The sequence below is a fragment of the Colwellia sp. E150_009 genome (assembly GCF_053543955.1).
This window is the reverse complement of record NZ_JBHFOM010000062.1, coordinates 1-23,375: the sequence shown is the minus strand read 5'-3', so window position 1 is coordinate 23,375 and position 23,375 is coordinate 1. Positions and strand designations below refer to the sequence as shown.

Annotated in this window: 21 protein-coding genes and 1 tRNA gene; 10 read left to right on the top strand and 12 right to left on the bottom strand. The window is 36.3% G+C overall.

Features of this window, described 5'->3' with window-relative positions; genetic code table 11:
• Window positions 1-260: 260 nt before the first annotated feature.
• Window positions 261-2,747: an EAL domain-containing protein gene (locus tag ACE1OF_RS18630; protein ID WP_448896335.1), complete on the top strand. Its 2,487-nt coding sequence runs from the start codon at window positions 261-263 to the stop codon at window positions 2,745-2,747.
• A 50-nt stretch (window positions 2,748-2,797) separates the two neighbouring features.
• A complete protein-coding gene (locus ACE1OF_RS18625; protein ID WP_448896334.1) occupies window positions 2,798-4,609 on the top strand; it encodes a thiamine pyrophosphate-binding protein in 1,812 nt (603 codons plus the stop codon).
• Between the two features lie 6 nt (window positions 4,610-4,615).
• On the opposite strand, the gene ACE1OF_RS18620 is transcribed toward ACE1OF_RS18625, so the two are convergent.
• The 9 genes from ACE1OF_RS18620 to ACE1OF_RS18580 all read right to left on the bottom strand — a co-directional run bounded on the left by ACE1OF_RS18620 (window position 4,616) and on the right by ACE1OF_RS18580 (window position 14,351).
• A complete protein-coding gene (locus ACE1OF_RS18620) occupies window positions 4,616-5,455 on the bottom strand; it encodes a hypothetical protein (protein WP_448896332.1) in 840 nt (279 codons plus the stop codon).
• Window positions 5,433-6,257, bottom strand: coding sequence for a hypothetical protein (locus ACE1OF_RS18615; RefSeq protein WP_448896330.1), 825 nt, complete (start codon window positions 6,255-6,257; stop codon window positions 5,433-5,435). Before ACE1OF_RS18615 ends, ACE1OF_RS18620 begins: the two co-directional genes overlap by 23 nt.
• Window positions 6,258-6,263: 6 nt before the next feature.
• Window positions 6,264-8,501: a TonB-dependent receptor plug domain-containing protein gene (locus tag ACE1OF_RS18610; protein ID WP_448896328.1), complete on the bottom strand. Its 2,238-nt coding sequence runs from the start codon at window positions 8,499-8,501 to the stop codon at window positions 6,264-6,266.
• Between the two features lie 21 nt (window positions 8,502-8,522).
• Entirely contained in the window at window positions 8,523-10,082 is a 1,560-nt protein-coding gene (locus ACE1OF_RS18605; RefSeq protein ID WP_448896327.1) for an ATP-binding protein, read from the bottom strand.
• 5 nt (window positions 10,083-10,087) lie between these two features.
• Entirely contained in the window at window positions 10,088-11,062 is a 975-nt protein-coding gene (locus ACE1OF_RS18600) for an ABC transporter substrate binding protein (protein ID WP_448896326.1), read from the bottom strand.
• A gap of 174 nt (window positions 11,063-11,236) precedes the next feature.
• The gene (locus ACE1OF_RS18595; protein ID WP_448896325.1) at window positions 11,237-12,010 is read right to left on the bottom strand and encodes a class I SAM-dependent methyltransferase; all 774 of its coding nucleotides are present in this window, start codon (window positions 12,008-12,010) and stop codon (window positions 11,237-11,239) included.
• A gap of 162 nt (window positions 12,011-12,172) precedes the next feature.
• Window positions 12,173-12,793 (bottom strand): Type 1 glutamine amidotransferase-like domain-containing protein, encoded by a 621-nt coding sequence (locus ACE1OF_RS18590; RefSeq protein ID WP_448896324.1) that lies wholly within the window; start codon window positions 12,791-12,793, stop codon window positions 12,173-12,175.
• 227 nt (window positions 12,794-13,020) lie between these two features.
• A tRNA-Arg gene (locus ACE1OF_RS18585) sits at window positions 13,021-13,097 on the bottom strand.
• 78 nt (window positions 13,098-13,175) lie between these two features.
• Complete coding sequence (locus ACE1OF_RS18580; protein WP_448896323.1) at window positions 13,176-14,351, bottom strand: flagellar assembly protein T N-terminal domain-containing protein; 1,176 nt, start codon at window positions 14,349-14,351, stop codon at window positions 13,176-13,178.
• 273 nt (window positions 14,352-14,624) lie between these two features.
• Between ACE1OF_RS18580 and ACE1OF_RS18575 the strand changes: the two genes are divergently transcribed.
• On the top strand, window positions 14,625-15,275 hold the full coding sequence (locus ACE1OF_RS18575) for a FlgO family outer membrane protein (protein WP_448896322.1): 651 nt from the start codon (window positions 14,625-14,627) through the stop codon (window positions 15,273-15,275).
• Between the two features lie 24 nt (window positions 15,276-15,299).
• Window positions 15,300-15,767 carry an LPP20 family lipoprotein gene (locus ACE1OF_RS18570; RefSeq protein ID WP_448896321.1) on the top strand — a complete coding sequence of 156 codons (468 nt, stop codon included), beginning with the start codon at window positions 15,300-15,302 and terminating at the stop codon, window positions 15,765-15,767.
• 76 nt (window positions 15,768-15,843) lie between these two features.
• Here the strand turns inward: ACE1OF_RS18570 and flgN are convergent, their stop codons facing one another.
• The 3 genes from flgN to flgA all read right to left on the bottom strand — a co-directional run bounded on the left by flgN (window position 15,844) and on the right by flgA (window position 17,491).
• Window positions 15,844-16,275: a flagellar export chaperone FlgN gene (gene flgN / locus ACE1OF_RS18565; RefSeq protein WP_448896320.1), complete on the bottom strand. Its 432-nt coding sequence runs from the start codon at window positions 16,273-16,275 to the stop codon at window positions 15,844-15,846.
• Between the two features lie 59 nt (window positions 16,276-16,334).
• Complete coding sequence (gene flgM, locus ACE1OF_RS18560; RefSeq protein ID WP_448896319.1) at window positions 16,335-16,643, bottom strand: flagellar biosynthesis anti-sigma factor FlgM; 309 nt, start codon at window positions 16,641-16,643, stop codon at window positions 16,335-16,337.
• Window positions 16,644-16,795: 152 nt separating this feature from the next.
• The gene (flgA, locus tag ACE1OF_RS18555; protein WP_448896318.1) at window positions 16,796-17,491 is read right to left on the bottom strand and encodes a flagellar basal body P-ring formation chaperone FlgA; all 696 of its coding nucleotides are present in this window, start codon (window positions 17,489-17,491) and stop codon (window positions 16,796-16,798) included.
• 259 nt (window positions 17,492-17,750) lie between these two features.
• Here flgA and ACE1OF_RS18550 point away from each other — a divergent pair, with 259 nt between their 5' ends.
• The 6 genes from ACE1OF_RS18550 (at window position 17,751) to ACE1OF_RS18525 (ending at window position 23,177) form a co-directional block, all read left to right on the top strand.
• Window positions 17,751-18,677 (top strand): chemotaxis protein, encoded by a 927-nt coding sequence (locus ACE1OF_RS18550; protein ID WP_448896316.1) that lies wholly within the window; start codon window positions 17,751-17,753, stop codon window positions 18,675-18,677.
• A gap of 43 nt (window positions 18,678-18,720) precedes the next feature.
• Complete coding sequence (locus tag ACE1OF_RS18545) at window positions 18,721-19,551, top strand: CheR family methyltransferase (protein WP_448896315.1); 831 nt, start codon at window positions 18,721-18,723, stop codon at window positions 19,549-19,551.
• Window positions 19,552-19,836: 285 nt separating this feature from the next.
• Entirely contained in the window at window positions 19,837-20,238 is a 402-nt protein-coding gene (gene flgB / locus ACE1OF_RS18540) for a flagellar basal body rod protein FlgB (protein ID WP_448896314.1), read from the top strand.
• Window positions 20,238-20,657 carry a flagellar basal body rod protein FlgC gene (gene flgC / locus ACE1OF_RS18535; protein WP_448896312.1) on the top strand — a complete coding sequence of 140 codons (420 nt, stop codon included), beginning with the start codon at window positions 20,238-20,240 and terminating at the stop codon, window positions 20,655-20,657. Before flgB ends, flgC begins: the two co-directional genes overlap by 1 nt.
• Window positions 20,658-20,818: 161 nt before the next feature.
• Entirely contained in the window at window positions 20,819-21,595 is a 777-nt protein-coding gene (locus ACE1OF_RS18530; RefSeq protein WP_448896311.1) for a flagellar hook assembly protein FlgD, read from the top strand.
• Between the two features lie 61 nt (window positions 21,596-21,656).
• Entirely contained in the window at window positions 21,657-23,177 is a 1,521-nt protein-coding gene (locus ACE1OF_RS18525) for a flagellar hook protein FlgE (RefSeq protein ID WP_448896310.1), read from the top strand.
• The last annotated feature ends 198 nt before the right edge of the window (window positions 23,178-23,375 follow it).

Genomic DNA, 23,375 nt, shown 5'->3' with positions numbered 1-23,375 from the left:
CCAAAGGGCGAGTACTTAATAAAAAGTAAAAGCTTATATGCGGCGTTATTGATTTTGACAAGGGAATGACCATTCTCTTCAATCAATGCCTTGCCTCTAAGCCTTTTAATTCTCGCTGAGTGGGAAAGAACTTAATCAACTTGGTATGAACACCTTCATAAGTAGAAATGAAACCATTTACATAGTGAAACAATTGTTGTTATATTACAGTTGATTTAAATTAAGGTCTTAATTTTTATACTTTATTGAGCCAAGGAAATATGTTGCAGCCTTCTTCATCTAAACAACTATTGCTACTTAATACTAATGCTGAAAGGCTCTTAAAGTTAGAAAACTTATTAGTTTCAGCTACTAATTACACTATTATAGTTGCGAGAAATACACGCAGCGCAATAGCTATTTTAAAAAGAGATAATATTGATTTTGTTGTAAGCAACATAAACCTTGATAATTTTGATGGCTGGCGTTTAGCACGCATGGTACGTTCTGGCGTTTTAAAATGTTCTGCAGATACGCCTTTTGTTGTTGTAGCGAATACATGGTGTGAACACCTTGCTAGTGCTACCGCTCGTGAATTTGGTATAAATAGTCTCATTGCTTTTTCTGAGTGTGAAAAACTGCCTGATATTATTAATAATGAAGATTTAATGCCACTTGAAGATATGGATAAGTCTTCGTTATTAGTCATAGAAGATAATTTAGATACTTGTCATCTTGTTAACCGAATATTGAATAGTCGTTTTACTATAGATAGTGCTAATGATGGTGAAGCTGGTCTTGCATTGTGGCGTAAAAATAACTACGCCTTAGTATTACTCGATGTCATGTTGCCTGGTATGTCGGGCAATGAAGTACTCGATTACATCATGAAAGAAAATCCAGCGCAGTCTGTGGTGATAATGACTGCGAACCATACAATGGAATTGGCCGAAGATCTTATGCTTAAAGGTGCTGCTGATTTTGTGACTAAACCTTTTAGAGCTGAGCAATTAAGAAGAGTATGTGAAACAGCAGCAAGGCGTGAAGATTTTATTATTAGTAACTTACAATTTGCTGACAAAGTTCAATCGTTAAATCAAAGTCGTGCTGAATACAAGAATATATCAGAACAACATCAGCAATTATTAGATCAACTTGGCACCATCATTATCGAACTAGATGAAAATGGTGATATTAGCTTTTTAAATAAAGCATGGGAAAAATTTACTGGTTACACAATAGATGAGTCTATTCAACGACCATTAATTGATTTTGTCGACCAAACAGAGACTATAGACTCTTCTACTTCTAATGAAATATTAACCTTATTATCGGGTAAGGTTGATACTCAACATTTTGAGTTTCGTTTAAAAAATCAATTTAATGAAGAATTATGGGTATTGGCTCGTTTTGATATAACCTGTAAAAAAGCCCACAAAAGTCGTATTATTTCTGGCACGGTTGAAAATATTACCTCGCGTAAGAAAGCTCAACAAGAGTTAGAATATATTGCCATGCATGATGGCTTAACAGGCTTGTATAATAGGTTGTACTTTGAAACTGAGCTAAAGCAGTTTACCGCAACCGCTTCTCGAGGTCATGGTCCTCATGCTTTACTTTATTTGGATCTTGATCGTTTTAAAGTGATTAATGATACTTTAGGACACCATCATGGTGACATGGTATTAAGAAATGTTTCTTCATTAGTCAGCTCACGGTTAAGGAAAAGTGATTTTCTTGCTCGTATTGGTGGCGATGAATTTGCTTTATTACTCCCTAATACTAATCAAAGAACGGCACTAACCTTAGCAACTAATATTTGTAAACTACTTGATGATTATCAATGTAGGGTTGAAGGAAAGGTTATTAAAATTAATTGCTCTATTGGTATTGCAGAAATAAACAGTAATACACTCCCTGTTGCTGAGTACATGAAACAAGCAGATATTGCTTTATATGCGGCGAAAAAATTAGGCCGAAATATAGCCCATGTATACAATGATAATGATAATTTAAGTAAAGATTTACTTGCTAGTCTTAGGTGGGCTAGAAAGTTACGCCAAGCAGTGGCTAATGATAATTTAGTACTTTTTTTTCAACCGATTATTGATATTGCCACTAAACAAGTCGTTTATTATGAAGCTTTAGTTCGCTTGGAGTTTAATGGTCAAATAGTACCACCAGGTGAGTTTATCCCAGCTTTAGAGCGTGAAGGTGATATGAGCTTACTTGACAGACAAGTAGTGAGTAAAGCCATTTATTATTTAGCCAAACATCCAGCATTAACCAAAATAGCCATTAATCTGTCTGCGCAAGGCTTTAGTGATGAAGGTTTATTACCACTTATTCAAGAAAAATTGCATCAGTACAGTGTTGATCCTCACCGTATTATTTTTGAACTAACAGAAAGTGCCAGTTTAAGTAATATTATGGCAACACAAAGTATGGTTGAAAAGCTGAGTGCTTTAGGTTGTGAGTTTTCAATTGATGATTTCGGTACGGGTTTTAGTACTTTTAATTACTTAAAACAATTACCGGCGCAATCAGTAAAAATTGATGGCTCATTTATTATTGATTTAGTAACTAACCCTGTGGATTTGGCTCTAGTTAAAGCGATATATGAGGTGGCTACTGCATTAGGTAAGAAAACAGTGGCTGAATTTGTAGAAAACGAAGAAACGCTACAACTGTTAGCTACTATAGGGGTGGCCTATGCGCAAGGCTATCATTTAGGTAAACCCAAACCCGTGGATGAACTATTCAATTAGGATGAATTAGTACAAAACATAATACTCATAATAATAACCCGAGGTATTAAATGAAAATCTCAATACTGGCAAAAGAAAATCTACAGAAGGAGGTTGAATTAAAAGAGGATTGGGATAATGCTGATTTAATTATTGAGTATTTAAGGCTACTTGAAGTTGAGTTTGTATTTGGGGTGCCGGGCGGTGCTATTGAACCATTATTTAATGCTCTAGCAAGAAGAGAAAAAGAGGGAGGCCCTAAAATAATTGTTGCTCGCCATGAAGCTGGTGCTGCTTTTATGGCGGAAGGTTATGCAAGAGAAACAGGTAAACTTGGCGTATGTTGTGCAACCACAGGACCTGGTTCTACTAACCTTTTAACGGGGGTAGCTTCTGCATATGCCGATAATATAGCTATTTTAGTCATTACCGCACAAACCCCTCTACCTAAGTTCGGTCGAAATGCTTTACAAGACTCCTCTTGTACTGCGGTAGATACCGTATCTATCTTCAAATATTGTACACGCTATAGCACCCTTATTTCGCATACTGAGCAAATTAATACCAAACTAATAGCGGCTATTATGGCTGCGAACAGAACACCAAATGGTCCTGTGCATATTAGTATTCCTTCAGATATATTGCGTCAAAAGCCTACTAAAGGCTCTGAAATCAAAGTCGCTCGATTAGTTCAAGAGTTTACGTTAACCGACAATAATGCAGTAGATAAATTAACGTTAATGCTTTGTAACTCATGGCGGGTAGCCTTGTTTTTAGGGAAAGGGTGTGGACCAGCAATTGATGAAATTATGCGATTTTCCGATTTAACACATGCACCTATTGTCGCAGGGCCTGCGGGTAAACGCTGGGTTGATGGATATCATAGGCGATTTAGAGGCGTATATGGTTTTGCGGGTCACCAAAGTGCACATGACACAATGGAAGATCAAGGCATTGATTTATTGATCGCAGTAGGTACTCCCATTACAGAAATAGGGACTGGAGGCTGGCATTCCCATTTATTGAATGACCGCTTAGTTCATATTGACTCTACCGTAGAACATTTTTCTCGTACTCCCATGGCTAAACATCATGTATGCGGTGACTTAAAACTGATATTTATGCAACTCAATGAAAATATTAGGCAGGGAATGAAGTGGGGTCGTTCATGGGGAGCCGTTGATCCTATACAGCAAAAGTTTCAGAAAGAAAAGTCTGAAAAAGCTTCTCATGGCTATCAAATTACATTAAATGACCCTGAGTCATGTTATTCAGATGCTATTCCTTTAAAACCTCAACGAGTTGTCTCTGAGTTTGCTCGACACATTCCATTGAGTTTCCGCTTACATTTAGATGCGGGTAATACTTGGGCTTGGTTCACGCACTATTATCATCGTAGATCGTCAAGTGGTTATTATCATATTGCCATGGGATTTGGATCTATGGGTTGGGCTATAGGGGCATCAATAGGGACTTGTTTCGGTAGTAAACAACCCTCAATTTGTATTACAGGTGATGGTAGTTATTTAATGTCAGGTCAAGAAATTACCGTCGCTTTGCAACACCAATTACCTGTTATATATGTGGTTTTGAATGACAGTGAACTGGGCATGGTTAAGCATGGTCAAAAACTAGGGGGCGCTGAAGAAATAGGATTTGAATTACCTAAAATAGATTATGCCATGATGGCGGAAGCTATGGGTATTGAAGGAATAACAATAAGTACGCCCATTGAATTGATGCAAATTGATTGGCAACGCTTAGGAAATAAAAATGGCCCTACGTTGCTCAATGTCATTATTGACCCAAATGAAGTTCCACCGATGGGGCAAAGGGTAAAAGGTTTAGCTGATAAAAATGAATCAGCAACGCCTGGTGGATAATTGCAATTATTCTCGTTTAGGTAATGCTCTTGGTTTAACGCCTGTATAGTCAATGTCATCACAGGCTAGCGGCAGAAAACCGCCAGCAATGTCGTCGTTTGCTTCTGCATAGCAGGCATGAACACCAGAATGCACCCAAGTACTGTAAATTCGGTACATTTCTGTTGGAGTAAAGCCTTGATCAGTCAGAAAAGCAGTGACATAACCCACATAGTTCATATTTTCTTGGTAATGCTCTGCAAGTGTTGTATGAATTTTAAAAGCTAATTTTAAATGTTCTCCTTCTTCAAACCCCAAGTTTTTGGTTACTTTTTCCATTGCTTCCACTCGCTCGTCACCTGTTGCTATGGGGCGGGCATAACCTACAATAACGGGTTTGGCACCTGGTTTTGTGTGTTTGGATGCGAGTTCTTTTTTAATAATTTCTAAAGGTGTCATGCCTTCTTTATACCACTTTAGCGCCTGTTGAATAAATTCGGCGCCACCAGTAATAGAACCTGGACCATACATTCTAGAGTCAGCTGAAAGAATTCCCGCAGCAATACCCGCAACAGGAGACCCTTTAACTGAACCAATCAAAGAACCATTTTGATTACACCAAATTCGCGAATCAGGCCAACTTAAACAAATGAAACTGGCCTCAAACCAATCAGAAAGCACTTTACTTGGCATTTTTCGTGTAACATTTAATATAAGCGTTTGAAAAAAGGATTTTTTACCAACAAGATCATCCATCATAGAATAGCCACAATTGTAAATTGCTTCACCTATTCGCCAACCACCACGATTTGTTATTATTTTCCCTCGCTTTGACAGCCATAATTCATTGGTCATTTTTGATTTCATAATCTTCGTCTTTTAAAAAAGGTATTTCGGTAATAGGCTTATTAGAAAATTGAATTCCATGAGCAAATGCACCAGGGCAGGCTAACATTTGAAAAATTCCAGCACCAAGTCTTGGTTCAATATTCAAGTCTAATAATGCGGCAGCGACTATTCCTGCTAAGCGCCAACCACATTGTTTTTCTGTTGGAAGGTGACTGACTAATGTATTTGCCCAAGCAAGGTAGCCCTCGGCAGGTGAGGCAAGCAATAGTTTATTTTTAACATCAATAAGAAAAGGAGATTGTCCTCTAAAGTCAGTACCAAAACCTGGTGCAATTATCCAATCTTCGTGGTTAGTATCAGGGTTGGCGTTGATGTATTTATTAGCAACTGTCTTTGGCATATCATTAAAATGCTGTTTTAAAAAACGCATGGCATTTTCTACTTCTTTTGAACCACCGTAATCTCCCCCCATTCCCATTATGGCAATAGGTACTATATGATTTACATCTGTTCGTCCAATAGCTGCATTGGCTGCGGTTCTTGATGATGCATGCCGAGGACCTAGATTTATTAAGAAAACAGATAATTGCCTAAACAAGTTTTTTTGTGTCTGAGTTGGCAATTCGCGATTATACAGTAAGAAAAAAACATCGCTATAGTCGCAGTTATCCATTAAATCTATGACATTATATCCATGTGTTCGTGTTTCTTTTACTAAAAATTCATTGTCTTGTGAGGGCATCTCTAAAGTGATTTCGCTTTTTATTTTTGACGTAAAACAATCATTCCTACTTTCAATTTTTACTTTTCTATCACTCATTATGTTTTATAACCCTTTAGATATTTGTATATAGAGACTTCTGCCTTGAATAGGATAATCACCCATAGGACCTAACGCTTCTGGAACTAATGGGTGTGAAGGTTCAAAAGCTGATTTATCAAAGATATTTTTACCTAAAATAGACAGTTTCCACAGACCACCATTATCAAGGGTCCAATGCAAAGCCATATCAACTGTCGAATAGTTTTCTAACTCTTTTCTAAAATCACCTGCTTCACGGGTTCTTTTGCCAATCCAATTAACCTTGGTATTAAAAGCTATCGATTGCGATAGTTCTGAGTTATATATTGCGCTAAATAACTCTTTAGGTGCTAACGCAGTTGTTATGTTTGTTGCTTCATCTTCAGAGTGCTGCCATGAATAATTTAGGGTTAAGCTGTTATTGTTAAACTTCCAACTTAATTCAGTTTCAAAACCATACCCTTTTTGATTTTTTGAATTTTGTGCAACGGTGCTTGTTGTATTTTGCGCTGTAACAAACTCGATTAAATTTCTACTATGATACTTAAATAAATTAGCAGACCAATGAATATTATTTTGCAAATACTGATTAAGACTAAATTCAATTGTATCTATAGTTTCTGGCTCTAAGTTAGGGTTACCAATACCAACAGGGTTATTAATTGCGTAAAGGGTATCAAAAGCTGGCGCTCTAAAGGCTCTGCCGTATAATAATTTTGTTGTAGTATTTTGGTTTACTGCCCAAACCAAAGCCATACGCGGATTTAAAGTAGAACCAAAATCATCATAATAGTCGTATCGAATTCCTGTTGTAAGCTCCCAGTCATTAGCAAATTGCCATTGATCTTGAATGCTTACGTAGGTGTTTTTTCTTTCGGCATCTTTAACAAAAATATAAGGGGTATTAGATACATCGGTTAATTTACCGTCGATAACCATAATTTGCCCTATGGCAAATAATTCCGCTATTTTTTGGGTGTCAATAACCCCAGGACCAAAGTTTTTTTCTTCTTTAGCGGTTAGTTTTCTTTGTGAAATACCTGTTTCAATTCGTAGCTGGTGTTCATTTATATCAGTAGAAAGAAATGTTAGGTTGAAAGAGTGAAGTTTTTCAGTAGGTTGTGGATTTCCTAAATAACCATCTACAAATAGCCCCATACCAATAGGCGATGTTAAATTTAAATTGCCATCTGCTCCAATGGGTACGAGTGAATTGGCAGGCAATACAGAAAACTGAGCCTTGTCTTTCATTTTATAAAAACTGTAATGAGCTTTTGCTTCCCAAGAAGATATAGTCCAATCATAGTTTACGTCAAATTGGTATATGGTTGTATTTTGAGTACCTGTGGGGTCTAATGCTTGTCCTGAACCTGAGCCTAGGCCAGCATTGTTGTTATCCCAATACCAAAAGTTTGTTTGAAGGTTTTTCAACGCGGCTGTTAACCTTATATCAAGGATATCGTAGTTAGTATTGAGTTTACCTGGGGCTTTCGAAGTAGACGTTTCTGTAATGTCATCAAATATTGATTGTAAGTCGCGAGTTAAAATACGACCATCATCACCATCACTTTTCAATGTTTCTACAGCAAAACCAAACTCTGTATCACCTAATGAAAAGGCATTTTGATACCATAAGTTTGAGGATTGATAGCTGCCATAACGCCCGCCGAAATTTGCCTCTTTTATTTTAGTAAGCTCTTTTGTAATAACATTAACGACACCAGCGTATGCGTCAGCGCCATAAATAGCAGAGCCTGGCCCTCGAATTACTTCAATTCTAGAGATAGAATGAACAGGCATTTTAAAGGCTTGAGGGCGCGCACCTGTATACTCTTCTCTTACAGGTAAGCCATTAATAAGAAAAAGAATTTGAGGGTTTTGATCTGTGTGTATTCCCCGAATAGAAAATGAGGTGTTCAACCGATTAAAGGGGGAAGGGTAAACGTGAAGGCCCGGAACCGTTTCTAATGCTTCAGATACAGTTTCAGCCCCCATGCTTTCAATTTGTTCAGCGGTAATTACCGTCGCTACTGAAGGTGCCTTGCGGATTAATACTTTGTTTCCTGTGGCAATACTAACAAAGTCTTCATCGCCATAAAAGTCTTCTAACGACTGCTGAATTTCATCACCGTAGTTATCATATTCTTCTTCAAAATTCATAACATGGTTATGTGCTCGTAATTCCTTTGCAAGCAATATTGGGCTCTGTATTATAAAACACCCTAATAAAGAGAGTGCTAAAAAATGTTGAGTATATTGCATTAATGACCTCTAGCTAAACAATTAAATATTATGATGTAATGGCTGTTTCACTGTAAACACTGAGCCTACGCCTAGCTCACTTTCTACTGTGATAGTGCCGCCCATTAATTGGCAAAAATTTTGCGTTATTGCCATACCTAACCCCGTGCCTTCAAAATTACGTGTTTGACTACCGTCTATTTGCGTAAATTGTTCAAATATATAACTAAGCTTTTCTTTAGCAATACCGACGCCCGTGTCTGATACTGAATAATAAAGGAAGTTTTTGTCGCTATAAATGTTAAACGTTATAGTACCGTTTTGGGTAAATTTGCAGGCATTACTGAGTAAATTAAGAAATATTTGTAATACTTTTTGGCGATCAATATACAAAATAGAGGCTAATGAACCCATGTTAACTTTAAGCTCATTGTTGTTAGAATTTGCCATAGGTAATACGGTGTCTAAGGCCTCATGAATTAAGTTTTTAATATTAACGGCTTTTAAATACAGATCCATTCGACCTGCTTCAATTTTAGATAAATCTAAAATCTTATTTATAAGGTCAAGTAAATTGTGGGCGTTACGAATGCTTTTATTTAAGTCTTCAACTTGAGCATCCATACCCTCAAGCTCTAAATCTTCACGCACAAGATCACTATAACCAATAATTGCTTGTAATGGGGTGCGTAACTCGTGGCTGATATTAGCCAAAAACTCTGATTTATGTCGGCTTGCGGTTAAGGCACTGTCTCTGGCAACAACGAGTTCTTGTGTTCTTATTTCCACTTCAGACTCTAAAGTGTTACGGCTATTTTCTAGTGCAATATTTTGTTGCTCAAGTGTTGCCATCATCTGGTTATAGATTTGTGCCATTTGCCTAATCTCTAATGCACCATTAACTACCGCTTTAGGGTATAAACCAGAATCTCTTGCAGACGCCATTGTTTGCGATAATGCTGATAATGGTTTGGTTAAATGATTAATAACATATTGAATCAAAAGAGCTAAAACAAAGGCACCTAGCGCCCCTATAGATATATTGTTAATAAAAATTGAGCGCTGTATTTGGCGTAACTCATCTTTATTATACTGTACCAGTACATAACCTAATTTTTGTTCTTTAATGATCTCGTCCTCAAGGTTAATCATGTCTTCATCATAACTGTCTTCAATATAGGTTACCGCTGCGCTATAAGTCCAAATTTTGTCTGTTTCAAAAAGTAATTGTGGCTTATTTGGAAGTAATGCAGCTTTAAATAAAGGCTTTTGTACATTCATTTTGGCTGATTGAATGAGCACATCGCCATTGGTTTTGTATACTGCAACACCAACTACGGCAGTAAACCCTAGTGCTCTTTTTATTGCTTCTTGCCCATTTTCTTTACTGCCAGTGAGTAATGCTAGTACTGTTTGTTCTGCAAAGTTGTGTGTGATTTGTAGGCTTGTATCAATTGTGCTTTCTCTTAATGTTTGGCTGGTTTGCCATGCTGTTAATAATGAAGTGATAATGGTAATCATAACAATACTAACGACAAGCAGTGTTAACAGCTGTCGCTTAAAGCTGGCATGGTAGATACTTGTTTCTTGATTATTTATCATAAACATCACAGTGGAAAGGTTAATTGAAATTGTTGTTGTTGTTCAGAGCTATATTTAAGCCCTAAATGTGCTGCTGTACGTAAATTAACCGCTAAACGTGTTGATTTTAATGCTGCAAAGTCTTTTTGATCTGGTTTGTTTTCAAGTTTTTGTACCATAGCGAAAAGTTGTTTACCTAAGTCAAAGTTATTAGGGTACGTTGAAAATAAAACACCGCGTTTGGCGTGTGACGGTTTACTTGAAAAAACAACAACTTCTTTAGCCCAAGCTTCTTCTAAAATAAGGGGAAGCGTGATTTTGTCATGCGAAGATATTTTATCTAACGGCAGCCATATCGCATCTTCATTCGATACATCAGAATCAAACAAATTCTGATAAAATTTTATTGCTTCTGCGGTACTACTAACATAGTGACTATAGAGAGTTAACCCTTTTTTTAATGCGGCATTTTTTGCTAACTTAATTAACCAAGCACTTTTATCGCTATAAACAACATGAATTTTTTTGACGTTACTGGCAACCTGTTTGAGATAGCCAAAGAGAAATGCAGGGTCTGTTACTAAACTAACACCTGAAATATCATTGGGGCTGAGGGGAAGGGCACCTGAAACAACTTGAAAAACATTGGTGGCGCTTTTATTCTTAAATTTTGACAACTCTTTGGCTAATTTCCAGCCTAAACGGCCTAGCACAATGACTTTATTGATTTTCTTTTTTGTCAGTGTTTGTACTATTTGTTTGCTGTTAAATTCTTTAGTTAGAATATACTCTACATATTGGATTTTAGGATCAAAATCGTTAGCTGCTTTGGTAGAGCCCGCTATAATTTCTTGATAAATTGATTGGTAAGGCTCTTTCGCTTCAGGATAGAAAATAGCAATTTTGTTGGCATGTTCTACCTCTATGTTTTCAGCAAAAGCTAAACCCCCTAAGAAAAGGCTAACTATTATGAAAATTAGAATAAAAACTTTATTTATCAAACAACAACCTAACACAACAATTTATGGCAGTAATTAAGTATACATTTATTTTTATAGAATACGAAACTTAAAAAGGATTGTTTTATAGAGAGCTGTGTCTTTGTTTTTATTCGTTGGTTTCGTGCTTGTTCAATACCCGAATAAGGTTGGGTTGCGCGACACCTATCTTAGTTGTTAGGCGATTTTTCGCGCCTTAATTGAATACAACAGTGGAACCTGCTGCCCCTTATACAACATTTGATACCCCAAGTTTGGCACCAACTCTAAACCGTCAAAGCAATTGTATGGGCTATAAGGATACTCAGAGAAAGACTCAATCATTAATCCTGCACTGATTAAGGCGCTTATAACCTCACTCATTGAATGTGACCAAGTCACCATCTTTGATGTAGTACCATCGCAGTTTTCTGTATAAGTGCCTTCCTCTTCAATATCAGGTTCATTATTCAGGAAATACGAGTAACCTGACAATAAGTCGTTGAATGTATGAAACTCAACTAGGTGGAACTCTCCGCCAGATTTTAATGAATTGGCGACTGTTTGTGCCCAATCCGATAAATTGGATAACCAGCACAAAACTCCGTATGAGGTAAATACGATATCAAACTGTTGCTTATTTTTACGACCAAATTGAACAACATCACTCTCAATAAAATCTGCTTTCAAAGCCAACGTTCGCTTCAATGAATTTGCTTGCTCGATTGCATCAGCAGATAAGTCTACACCTGTGACTTCTGCCCCCAAACGAGCCCAAGACAAGGTATCTTGACCAAAATGGCACTGTAGATGTAGCAAGGACTTTCCTTGTACATTTCCCACTTGTTTTAGCTCGATTGGGTTTAACGAACACTTACCATTTTTGAATGATGCAACATCGTAGAATTTTGATTCAACATGTACTTTAGTTCTCTTGTCCCACGCTTCTTTATTTATTCTTAAATAATCCATTCTATGTCCGTATATTAACTTTATCGCCTAACGAGCTTGTAGAGTTACTCATTTTTTGTGAATTACCTCATAAAACAGAGGGCGTAATGCATTACCTATATCGAATTAACACGTTACAGCGCGATACAGGAGCTAAAAAATCAGTCATTTTGACTGAATCAGTTATTTTACAGCCTCAACTTTAGCATGCCCACCATTTATAAAAATTGCTTCATTGTTACTGAATTTGGAAATTTTTATTTTTCCTTTGTATTTTGAAAAGATAGTTTCTGCCGTTTCTTTAAATGGGAAGCTGGTATAGTGAGGTAATGGATAAAAATCAATAATACCAAGGGCATCGTAGGAAGTTAGACTTTCAGCGATCTTAGGGTTATCCATTTCAGAAATATATTCAATGTTAGGAGAGAGAACAACTGCCCCCGCTGACTCTCCAATATAAATTTTACCCAAATTAATTTGGTCGACAATAAGTTTATCTGCGCCTGTTCTTTTTAATTCTTGCAGAAGAAAAAAAGTATTTCCCCCTGTCATATAAATATATTCGTTATGCTTAAGTTTATTTGATATTTCTTCATACGACGCGGTAGAAATTTCAAGAACATCCACCACCAAACCAAGATCTTCTAAAGCATCTTTTCCTGCATCTACATAAAATGTAACTTCTTCATGAATACTTGCAGTAGGGATAAAAGTAACGGTTTTCCCCTGAATTTCTTTATTTTCGTATTCTTTAAATAAATTTGAAACTTCTGCAAAAGAGGATGCCAAAAATATATTTTTCATTTTTTTCCTAACTTAGTTAAGGTGCATGAGAAGAAGCCTAACGAGGCTCTAGAATCTCTCTTTTAGAAAAACCCCCTTTAAAATTAAGCCTAAAAACACGCTGTTACGTTAATTCTGATGCAATAATACATTAAAATTACCCTTTAGAGGAACTGTGAACATAAATGTCATAAATATTTTTTTGTGTTTTTATTAAGAAGGATCTTGGTTTTAATTATTGATTTTTATGGCGCCTTTGAGAAGATTCGAACTTCCGACCTAGCGCTTAGGAGGCGCTTGCTCTATCCAGCTGAGCTACAAAGGCATGCTATATATTGTATTGTTTTTTCACAATAAAGTTAAGTTTTTATCTTGGTTCTTTGTTTAGTTACATTTTATTGTGTTAATAACGTACAGCTAAATCATTTATTTGAATGTTGCCTAATAAGCTATTGTCTATTGTGGAGGCCGTCGCGCTTTGTGTTGTTAACTTGGTTACTTTCACTTTGAAAGGGCTAATATTATAGCTTACATAGTGTTTTCCTTGTTGGCTAATGAAGTTGTTACTGTGTAGTAGTGTGAACTCGTCGCCAACTTTTACGCCATGATGCTTACCTAAATTAATTGTTATTTCGTTACCTTGTACTTGTACTATTTTACCTTCACTCGGCTCGCACATTACATTGTCATCAATATCGTTTGCTATTTTTTCAAGCAATGAATTAATCATATTACCGTATGCACTTTGCCAAAAAGTGGTGGTATTAACATCAACATTTTTTCTTCTGTTAAAGTCCCAAACGGCGGCGTTTTGATAGCTCCTTTGCCAAACTTGTTCACCATTAAAGCCATTGTATAAGTACAGGGTAAAATCAAAGTTTCTAGGGTAGGTGCTTTGTTGCCATACTTTCCAGGTGTTAGTGCTTTGTTCTTGAAATGACACATCATTTATTTCACTAAAAAGCACATATTGGCTTTCGCTGGTATCGGCTAATGACATAACTAATTGCTTTATTTTTTCTTCATTAAAGCTGGTGTTTAGGCGTGAAAATTCAGTTGTACTTTTGAGAAGTAACTTACCGCTACTGTAACTACTGCTGTTGGTAATTTTTTTGTTTAGGTGGCGAATAATAGCTGAGTCTATTTGATAAATTTTACCAATATTGGCTTGTTGTCTTTGCATTAAATGGCTTTTGGTAAGTAAAATAGACTTTTTGTAATCTAAAGCAAAGCATTGTTTTTCTTTAGGAAATATATCGGCGCGTATGGTTACAGTGATAAGGTTATCATGATGTAGTTCGTCTATAAGCTCTATTGAATTAACATTGCCACTGGCACGAATGTTAATTTGATCTTGAGTGAGTAAGCCATTAACAACTTGCTGAATGCTAGAAACATTTGCCCCTGCAACAAGTAGTGCTTTTTTTAAGGCGTTTTCCATTGCTTTGGCTCGTGCTATTTCAACCGAGCTTTCAGCTGTTGAAGCGTGGCCTTGGGCTTCATACCATTGAGCATTACAAGTAATGGTTGCTAACAGTAAGCTAGTAGCTAAAATAGTTTTTTTGATAATAGTGTACATATACTCTCTCATGAAAACGAAAAGCCTATTTGGGGCTATTTTTGGCATAGTATAATGTTAGTACAAGTAATCAGTGGTTACTTTGTCTAATTAGTATTTAGTGTATAGAGATGCACAAATTGTGCCTATTTATTTTGATTTATTTTTAGTTATGAAACTGCTTGGCTTGAAATGTGCATTATTATTTAGCTATAAATAACCGAATAAATAAAGTTGTCAGTATTTATGTTAGTGGATATCTAACATGGGTGTTGAATTTTTAAGGGGAATACCATGAAAAAGTGGCTTATACCATTATTGCTGCTACCAGTACTTATGTCGTGTAGTAATTCAGTGAAGGAAGACAATTTTTATAAATTGAAACAAGAAGATAAAGGAAAAATAGACAGTTATAATCTACCTAAGCATGCAATAAATGATATGGTAAAAGGTTTAGCATATCAAATGTTAAAAAGTAGTGCCTTTGTTAATAAAAAAACGCCTGTGGCTGTTGCTTCTTTTGTTAATTTGAGTGACTTAGAGTCAACTAATTGGTTGGGTAACCAAATTGCTGAAAACTTTGTACATGAATTGCAACATCATGGTTTAGTGGTTATTGATTTTAAGGCTACAGGGCATATTCGTGTTACTAAAGAGGGTGATTATGTATTTAGTCGTGATTGGAAGGAATTGCCTGAGCGTCAGATTATTGACTATATAGTAGCGGGCACCATGATGGAACAAGAAGACGGTATTATTATAAATGCGCGTATGATTGGCATTCAATCGCATGTTGTTGTTGCAACAGCTCAGTCGTTTATTCCTTCATGGGTTTTAGGTGAAGAAAAAAGTAATAGCGATAATGTTAAATTAAAGGATGGAATGATAATTCGAAGTAATAACCTGCTCATTGAAGATCAACGTGCAGTTGAAATTCAAAAATAACTGAAGTTGAAAATAGGTGGAATCATGAGAAATACATTCTGTAAAATTTTAATGTCTGTTTCAAGTATTATGCTGATTAGTGCATGTAGTAGCGTGTATGATAAGCATGTTCAGTGGCAAGCAGTGGCTCCAGAAACATTCCCTATTATTCATGGTGTTGGTTATGCGTCAATAAGTTTACAAAAATCAACACATGAAACTCAGCGGATGTTAATGGCCATTAAGGCGTCAAAAATTGCCGCTTATTTAGAGCTAGCTGAACAAGTATATGGGCAACAAGTGAGTAGTAAAACAACAATGGCAGACATGCTAATCGAAAACCAACAATTGGCTTCTTCAGTGCAAGGGTTGATCAAAGGGGCTAAAGTTGTGAAAAGCTACCCAGTAGGCGATACCTACACAACAGAATTACAGTTAGACTTTAAAGATGTATATGAAATCTATCAAGCAAGTTTAAATCGTAAAGAAATCAGAGATGTACAGTATTTCTAATTTTATCAGAGTTGATATAATTTATCTTGTTGGGATGTATTTATTGACGACAACTTAATGCCTAAACTCGCGTTGTTTAGGCTTTTAAACCTATACTGCTTAACCCGCCACTTTTTTTGCCTTTACTATCATAAGTCATAGATGCTTTGTTATGACCTTCTAGTAAGCTTGTTTTCATGCGCTCAACTGCGAGTTGAGATTGCGTTATTATTTGACCATTGATTTGGTTTTTTTCTTGGCAAGATGTAAGTAAATGTTCAATGTCTAGCAGTTCTTGCTCTAGGTAACCTGCCGCTTTATCTGTGGCAAACGCACGGCTAACACTAATTTGTTTATCTAGCGCTTGAATTGCGAGTAATATTTGGTTCTTTTTCTCGCTAATTTGTAATAAATCTTTAGGTTGGTGTTGCTGTAAAATATGCTTTTCGTCAATAATTAATTGCTCAAGCTCTTGTAGTTGAAGGTATTGTTGAGAAAGTAATTCCTTTGACTGAGGCGAAGCTGACATATAAGTACCTTTAGATAATAGACACACTTAGAGCCCCGTATTCTGGGGTACAAAGCAAACTAAAGCAAATCAAATTCAAAACTAGCGATACTTGCTGCAAGTTTTTGAGGATCAATTTTATATTCCCCAGCAGCGATTGTTTTTTTCAACTCATCAATTCTTTTCTGATCAATGGTTGGTAAATCAGTTGCTTTCTTTTGTAATTCACCAAGTTGTTTGGCTTGTGGTGTTAAAGAAACAGAGTCATGAGCAGCATGTTTAACGTGCGTATTAGTATTTGCCGTTTGACTTGCCTCTTGTTTAACTTGTGCCTGCTGATTTTGGCTAACTTGAGTTTTGTTGTTCAAGTTATTGATATTTATAGTCATAATATTACCCTACGGTAAGGTGCTCTTTAAAAAAATTTACTTTCTAACCTTGTATCGGCAAACAATGCGATAACTTAAATAAAAAATTAAATATTTGCTAATTATTTTAAAATATAAAATTACCCTGACTAATTTGCAGTTGTACCTTAAAATTATAAGTTAATCGTCACCTGATTAACAGCACTGATTTTAGGCCTTATTACTCGCCCAGAGCGAGAGTTTTCTACCTCAATTTGTTCATGTAGATTTCCAGAGCTAAGCGCCACGCCTTTAGTTTTAATCATGAAATTTTCATTTTTGGCTATAATGGTTATTGTGTCACCTTTACAAACTAAACAAATATTTCTTCTGGTTATGGGATGATCTGATCCAATTCTTTTTTCTGCTTTACTTCCTAGTACCAGGTTTATATCTGTCAGTCTTTCACCGCGAATTTTATTTGTTGCAATATATTCAATAGCAATATTTTGTTTGGTTAAAGTAGCCCCTTTTTCTATTGTACTGGTTGCAACAACAACAGCGAACGTTCTTTCTATTTTAGCTGGTAGGTACATTTGCCATGAAGTTGAATCATCACAAGATATTTTAATATTAATATTTCTACGATCAGTATTTTCAGGTATATTTGCTGTCAGAGGAATTTGACAAGGTTTGATAATGATTCTTGGGTCAATATCGGCAATGTTAAAAGAAATTTTGCCCTCAGGTGGCGGTGCTATTTCGCTTTCAAGAAATTTTTTTGCGAATGACTCAATATAAGCGCTATCCCATGTGGTGGCAAAGCTTGCCAATGGGGATAATACAATAAATGTCATTATAGATAATAAAAAAACGTTAGTTATTCGCATATTTCTGCCATTTTCGCTAGGTTAATTCAAATACTCAACTATGCTTAAATTTTAGATAACATAGTTATATATTACATCAGTTCTGTGGTATAAGTTTTATTAATACGCGTTTTGTTAATTACTTATAAAGCGAAAGCTTGCTGAGTATCAATTTTTTGTCACTTATTTTTACTTATAATAAATACAATCAAGAATTATGCCTTTTCTCCAAATTAATTTAAGATAAAGTGTATGATTATTGATTACAAAAGAGGTTTTTATGGCTGGTATACTAGATGCAGTTAATCAACGAACACAGCTTGTTGGTCAAAACAGGCTCGAATTATTACTTTTTAAATTAGTAGGTAGACAACGTTTTGGTATTAATGTTTTTAAAGTACGAGAAGTTTTACAATGTCCTAAGTTAACAATGTTACCAAAGCAAGACCCTTTTATAAAAGGGGTGGCGCATATTCGTGGTCAAACTATTTCTATTATTGATATGAGTAAGGCTATTGGCGGACCTGCGATAACGCAAACAGATGATTCATTTATAATTATTGCTGAGTATAACCGTAGTGTGCAAGGTTTTCTGGTTGCGGGTGTTGAGCGTATTGTTACGTTAAGTTGGAAGGATATGATGCCACCACCAGAAGGTGCGGGAAAGTCTAGCTACTTAACCGCAGTAACTGAAATAGATGATCAGATGGTTTCTATTTTAGATGTTGAAAAAATACTGAATGAAATTAACCCTGTGTCAACTGAGTTAAGTGAAGGCGTTGCAGATGAGAGTGTAGGTGTTGGACTTGGTGAGCGTATTATTATGATAGCGGATGATTCAACCGTGGCTCGTAATCAAGTAAAAAGAGCATTAGAGCCTTTAGGTATTAAAATGGCATTGGCAAAAAATGGTCAGGATGCATTAGACCAACTTTTGGCTATTGCTAACACTTGTGAACATAGCATCACTGAAAAAGTTGCCTTGATGGTGTCAGACATTGAAATGCCTGAAATGGATGGTTATACCTTAACGGCTGAAGTTAAAGGAAATGAATTAATGGCTAAAATGCCTGTTATTTTACATACATCATTAAGTGGTGTGTTTAATAATGCGATGGTTGCAAAAGTTGGCGCTGAAGATTTTATTCCTAAATTTCATCCTGATGAATTAGCAACAGCAGTTAAAAAATGGCTGAATCACCCTTAATAAAGGTGGCTATATAAATGATATTAAGTAGGACACAGTAATAGTGCTAGCAAGAGAACTTGATGACAAAAGTTATCATCAAATCAGTGAATTTTTAGAGCAACAATGTGGTATTGTCTTAGGCGAAAATAAACAGTATCTTGTAAAAAGCCGTTTAGCGCCTTTATTGAGCAAATTTGATCTTAATTCTCTTAATGAGTTAGTCACTCGAACTTTGTCTCCTACCGAACGGCAGTTGCGTGCGGCGGTAGTTGATGCCATGACTACTAACGAAACGTTATGGTTTCGTGATGAATACCCATTTAGTTTATTGAAAAATAGTATTTTACCTAAATTTTTAAATAAAAAAACGCCAGTTAAAATTTGGTCAGCAGCAAGTTCTTCAGGGCAAGAGCCTTATTCTATTGCTATGTCTGTTTTAGAGTTTCAAAAAAGTCAGTCGGGTTCTTTTTCAAAAGGTATAGAAGTTGTTGGTACTGATATTTCAGCAACTATGCTTGAGCACTGTAAACGTGGTCAATATGACTCACTTGCTTTAGCGCGTGGTTTATCAGAAGAAAGAAAGCGACAATTTTTTGAAGAAGGTGAAAATGGCATGCTAAAGGTGAAGGACGAAGTGAAAAAAATGGTTACTTTTCGCTCTCTTAATTTACTTAATAGTTATAGTTTAATTGGCAAGTTCGATATTGTTTTCTGTCGAAATGTGCTTATTTATTTTTCGCCAGAAATAAAATCACGCATTTTGAGTCAAATTCATGGCGCTTTAAATGACGGAGGGTATTTGTTTCTAGGTGCATCAGAATCTTTGTCTGGATTAAATGATAATTTTCATATGATTCGCTGCAACCCTGGTATTGTTTATCAGAAAAAATAGCTAATAATAAACTACTCGTATTTATGCTTCGAGTAGTTTACCGCTACTTCCACTAGGCTATTGCCTTGTATATTGTTTAAAACCTCCTATCTTCTTGATGGTTCACTATTTTTTAATTGAACATCTTGCGTTCATTTGTTTATTTTACGCATATAAAGATCACAATCGTAATATAGCTAGTATGAAAATTTCCTCATTATTTGTTTACTTTTCTGTTTTAAGTATTCTTTCGTTGGCATGGGTTTTGTATGGTATGACGTTAAATATAATTGACGGTGAGTTATTATGGCTATTAGCTTTGACAAAGGTTTTGAACTCCATGCACAAGGCATGCTTTTGCGTGCTAAGCGGGCAGAGGTGATTGCTGGCAATATCGCTAATGCTGACACCCCAGGTTATAAAGCTAAAGGAATGGATTTTCAAAAAGCGATGCAACAAGCAAGTCAACAACAACAAACTGGCATGAGTAGAACACACGCTAAGCATTTTGATGTTCGTACTGAATTAAATAATAACGTCGATTTTCGCACGCCAGATCAACCAGATACCGGAGATGGTAATACGGTAGATGTACAAGTGGAACGAAACTTGTATCTAGAAAACTCATTAGAGTACCAAGCGGGCGTTCAATTTTTGAATGGTAAGATAAAAGCCCTGAAAAATGTTATTTCTGGAGGTAGTGCATAATGAGTCTTTTTAACGTATTTACTATTACTGGTAGTGGTATGAGCGCACAATCTACGCGTTTGAATACCACAGCAAGTAACATTGCTAATGCCGACAGTGTTAGTTCAAGTGTTGATGAGGTATACCGTGCCCGTCATCCCGTTTTTGCCGCTGCTATGCAAAAAGCTGCCGATGGACAAGATTCAAATGTTGGCGTACAAGTGTTGGGAATAGTGGAAAGTGATAAGCCACTTAATATTGAATATGCTCCTGAGCACCCTATGGCAGACAAAGAAGGTTATATATATAAGCCTAATGTTAACGTAATAGAAGAGATGACGAATATGATTTCAGCTTCTCGCTCATATCAAACTAATGTGCAATTAGCCGAGTCAGCAAAGAACATGTTAAATAAAACCCTTCAGCTTGGTCAAAGATAATGATTAGCTTGAATTATAAAGAAGTAAACTGTGCCACAAGCATGGCCATGGCGTTTTTTGTATCTAGGTTACATCAAATGAATGTGCAATTAGCCGAATCAGCCAAAAAACGTGCTGAAAGAGGCTGTTATTTGGCAAATAATTAAAAGGCTGGAAAGATAATGCAATCAGTAATTGGTACTAGCTCACAAAATACTCTCACTCTAGAAGAAAGACAAAAAATAATAAGAGAAGCTTTAGAGAAACAAAACTCTTTAACTCTAGAGGAAAAGCAAGACAAAATAAGAGAGAGTTTAGAGAAGCAACAAATTGAAGAGTCTGATGGAAATCAAGGCATGCTAACTCAAGCCGATTTTTTTTCTTTGTTAACAAAAGAATTAGCCCATCAAGACCCTACTAAGCCTGTAAGTAATAATGAAATGATTTCGCAAATGACTGCATTCTCAACTACGGATGGTGTGCAAAAGTTAAATGATTCTTTTGACTTGTTTGCTAGTTCAATGACCTCAAGTCAGGCATTACAAGCGTCCTCACTAGTTGGGCGAAGTGTGTTAGTAGAGGAGAATATTTTTGGTATGAGTGAAGGAGAGGATGTTAAAGGTAAGCTTATTGCAGATAAAGGCGCCAACAACGTTAATATTTATGTAGAAAACTCTATTGGAGAAGTTATTCAAACCGTACCAGTAGGTGATGTTGATGCCGGTGAGTTTGGTTTTACTTGGAATGGTAAAACAATTGATGGAGAAGATGCTCCTGCAGGGGCTTATCGCTTTAGAGTTGTAGGTTTAGTTGAAGGGCAAGCATCTGAACTTGAAGCCATGACTTACCGAAAAGTTGATAGTGTCACGTTAGCTGGCTCAGGTGGCAATATTGTGCTTAACCTTAATGGTGGCACTGCCATGAATTTATCAGACGTGGTTGAAGTGTCAGAAGGTTAGTCAATTAATAGCTGAAAAATACTTCAGCGAACAACGAAAGAATTTTTAAGAGGATTATATTATGTCATTCAATATAGCACTAAGCGGAGTAAACGCCGCACAAAAAGATTTAGATGTAACATCAAACAATATTGCAAACGTTAATACTGTTGGCTTTAAAGAATCCCGTGCTGAATTTGTTGATGTTTATGCATCATCACTTTTATCTTCGGGTAAAACGAAAGTGGGTGACGGTGTATTAACCTCAGAAGTGGCACAACAATTTTCTCAAGGTAGTATTCAGTTTACTAATAACTCACTTGATTTAGCGATAACGGGGAATGGTTTTTTTGCTACTGTACCTGAGCTAGGTTCATTAGAAACATCGTATACACGTGCAGGCCAGTTTAAGTTAAATGATGATAACTTTGTCGTTAATTCATCAGGTGGACATTTGTTAGGCTTTCCTGTTAACTCTGATGGCTCTTCAGCATCAGTCAGTTTAAGTACTGCGGCACCAATAAGAATACCTACGTCATCAGGTGCGCCAACAAAAACCAATGAAGTTGATATTCGAATGAACTTACCTGCGGGTGAAAGTTATATTTCTGATGCACCTGGAAATTTTGATCCAGAAGATCCATTAACATTTAATAACTCAACGTCAATCACCATTTTTGACTCGTTAGGTCAAAGTCATATTATGACTTATTATTTTGTTAAAGATAATCCTGAAACTGCACCTAATCAGTGGATGATGTTTGCCGCTGTTGACGGCAAAGTAATCGATATTGAAGAGGATCCTGTTGTTCAAGCCGCAGCCGAAGCATTAGTGGTTACTGAAACCGCAAATGCGGCTGCAGCTCAAGCAACTTATGACGCAATAGTTTCGCCTACCGCTGCTGATTTAGTGACGCTAAATGCTGCTAAGACAGCACTAGCAGACGCTATTTCACAAACAACCCCTACAGGGGGGGATGTTTCTGGTGGATTAGCGGCAGATGGGGGTGTAAAAGGTGCTCGACTAACGTATGATTCTTCTGGTGACTTTATTAGCCAAGCACCTTCATTAGCCAATGGTGGTATTAGAACAGTTGCGTTCACAGATCACTTACCTAACGGCGCTGATGCAACACAAACAGTGGCTATTGATTTTAACTTAGATCCGTTAGGGCCTAATCCAAACGAGCCAACGCAATTTGCTTCTAACTTTGAAGTTACCGCATTAAGCCAAGATGGTTTAGCCGTTGGGCGTTTAACAGGGATTGATATTGGCGCTGATGGTTTAGTAAGAGCAACATACAGTAATGGTACTTCAGAGCCATTATCACGGGTTGTATTAGTTAATTTTGCTAACGAGCAGGGGTTAAAGCAAGTTGGTGGTACGAGTTGGAAAGAAAGTATTGATTCAGGTGAAGCACTGGCGGGTGAAGCGGGCTCGGGTACTTTTGGTACTATTAACTCTTCAGCTTTAGAGCAAGCGAATGTTAACCTAACGACTGAATTGATTGATTTAATTTCAGCTCAACGAAATTTCCAAGCAAACTCAAGAGCGTTAGAAGTTGATAATCAACTGAACCAAACAATTTTACAAATTAGATAACGACTTACTACAAATCTATATTTTTTATAAAACTGTTAGTTTTTAGTGAATACATTGCTGAACTAACAGTTTTTTATATTTATACCAATTTGATTAAATTTCTTCCCAACTCAGAGCTTCATTAGCGAGCTTAGAACAAGGAAAATTGATTAAACATAGTTACTCTATATTTCTTCAATTTTGTGATGTTATCAGTTT

Excerpts from the sequence above, each read along its gene's own strand:
- ACE1OF_RS18630 (WP_448896335.1), top strand. The coding sequence starts at position 261 with ATGTTGCAGCCTTCTTCATCTAAACAACTATTGCTACTTAATACTAAT.
- ACE1OF_RS18625 (WP_448896334.1), top strand. The coding sequence starts at position 2,798 with ATGAAAATCTCAATACTGGCAAAAGAAAATCTACAGAAGGAGGTTGAA.
- ACE1OF_RS18620 (WP_448896332.1), bottom strand. The coding sequence starts at position 5,455 with ATGAAATCAAAAATGACCAATGAATTATGGCTGTCAAAGCGAGGGAAA.
- ACE1OF_RS18615 (WP_448896330.1), bottom strand. The coding sequence starts at position 6,257 with ATGAGTGATAGAAAAGTAAAAATTGAAAGTAGGAATGATTGTTTTACG.
- ACE1OF_RS18610 (WP_448896328.1), bottom strand. The coding sequence starts at position 8,501 with ATGCAATATACTCAACATTTTTTAGCACTCTCTTTATTAGGGTGTTTT.
- ACE1OF_RS18605 (WP_448896327.1), bottom strand. The coding sequence starts at position 10,082 with ATGATAAATAATCAAGAAACAAGTATCTACCATGCCAGCTTTAAGCGA.
- ACE1OF_RS18595 (WP_448896325.1), bottom strand. The coding sequence starts at position 12,010 with ATGGATTATTTAAGAATAAATAAAGAAGCGTGGGACAAGAGAACTAAA.
- ACE1OF_RS18590 (WP_448896324.1), bottom strand. The coding sequence starts at position 12,793 with ATGAAAAATATATTTTTGGCATCCTCTTTTGCAGAAGTTTCAAATTTA.
- ACE1OF_RS18580 (WP_448896323.1), bottom strand. The coding sequence starts at position 14,351 with ATGTACACTATTATCAAAAAAACTATTTTAGCTACTAGCTTACTGTTA.
- ACE1OF_RS18575 (WP_448896322.1), top strand. The coding sequence starts at position 14,625 with ATGAAAAAGTGGCTTATACCATTATTGCTGCTACCAGTACTTATGTCG.
- ACE1OF_RS18570 (WP_448896321.1), top strand. The coding sequence starts at position 15,300 with ATGAGAAATACATTCTGTAAAATTTTAATGTCTGTTTCAAGTATTATG.
- flgN (WP_448896320.1), bottom strand. The coding sequence starts at position 16,275 with ATGTCAGCTTCGCCTCAGTCAAAGGAATTACTTTCTCAACAATACCTT.
- flgM (WP_448896319.1), bottom strand. The coding sequence starts at position 16,643 with ATGACTATAAATATCAATAACTTGAACAACAAAACTCAAGTTAGCCAA.
- flgA (WP_448896318.1), bottom strand. The coding sequence starts at position 17,491 with ATGCGAATAACTAACGTTTTTTTATTATCTATAATGACATTTATTGTA.
- ACE1OF_RS18550 (WP_448896316.1), top strand. The coding sequence starts at position 17,751 with ATGGCTGGTATACTAGATGCAGTTAATCAACGAACACAGCTTGTTGGT.
- flgB (WP_448896314.1), top strand. The coding sequence starts at position 19,837 with ATGGCTATTAGCTTTGACAAAGGTTTTGAACTCCATGCACAAGGCATG.
- flgC (WP_448896312.1), top strand. The coding sequence starts at position 20,238 with ATGAGTCTTTTTAACGTATTTACTATTACTGGTAGTGGTATGAGCGCA.
- ACE1OF_RS18530 (WP_448896311.1), top strand. The coding sequence starts at position 20,819 with ATGCAATCAGTAATTGGTACTAGCTCACAAAATACTCTCACTCTAGAA.
- ACE1OF_RS18525 (WP_448896310.1), top strand. The coding sequence starts at position 21,657 with ATGTCATTCAATATAGCACTAAGCGGAGTAAACGCCGCACAAAAAGAT.